The sequence below is a fragment of the Polaromonas sp. P1_G4 genome, from assembly GCF_056405475.1.
In genome coordinates this window covers 1-801 of record NZ_JBFUCA010000958.1, presented here as the reverse complement: position 1 = coordinate 801, position 801 = coordinate 1, and the positions used below count along the sequence as shown (strand labels likewise).

The following is an 801-nucleotide window of genomic DNA, read 5'->3' as shown; positions in this document are numbered from 1 at the left end:
GTATAAACGGCTGGACGACGATAGCCTGTGGCAGTTCGATACGGCAGGCAAGCTGCTCACCGTGACCCAGAGAAACGGTTGGATCCAAAGCTATACCTACAGCACGCCCAGCACCATATCCACGACCGCTCCGGTCGCAGGATTGCTCCTCAGTGTGAGCAACCAGTTCGGCCGCACCTTGAGCTTTGCGTACAACCCCAGCAGCCAGCTGACGAGCGTCATCGGCAGCGATGGCCGGATCATCAGCTACAGCTACGACGGCACCACCGCCACCTCACACCTGACCAGCGTCAGTTACCCTGGTACTTCGGGAGGCACCGTCACCCGCATCTACCACTACGAGAACGCTACTTACGCCCAACTGGTCACCGGCATCACCGATGAGCGGGGAATCCGGCTGTCCAACATCGCCTATGACAGCCTGGGCCGCGCCATCAGCAGCGGCTATGCGGGCGGTGCCGACCTGTACACGGTGAGTTACGCCACCCCTGGCTCAGCCACAGTGACCGACCCCTTGGGCACCCAGCGCACCTACAACTACAGCACCAACAAGGGGCAACTGGGTGTCACCGGCGCCGACAAGCCCAGCGGAACAGGCGCTCCATCCGCCGCCAGCCGAGTACAGGACGCCAACGGCTTCATCACCCAGRAGACCGACTTCCTGGGCGTGAACACCATGTACACCTGGGACATCAACCGGCGCCTTCCCTTGAGTACGACCAGGGCAGCAGGATTGCCCGAAGTGCAGACAACGACCACGCAATGGCACCCGACCTTCAGGCTGCCGGTGCTGGTAACGGA

The 801-nt window shown here is 62.0% G+C and carries 1 pseudogene; it reads left to right on the top strand.

The features are described from left to right. Positions 1 to 61 precede the first annotated feature (61 nt). Positions 62 to 801, top strand: a pseudogene (locus tag AC1D1X_RS24725) (DUF6531 domain-containing protein); the annotation flags it as partial.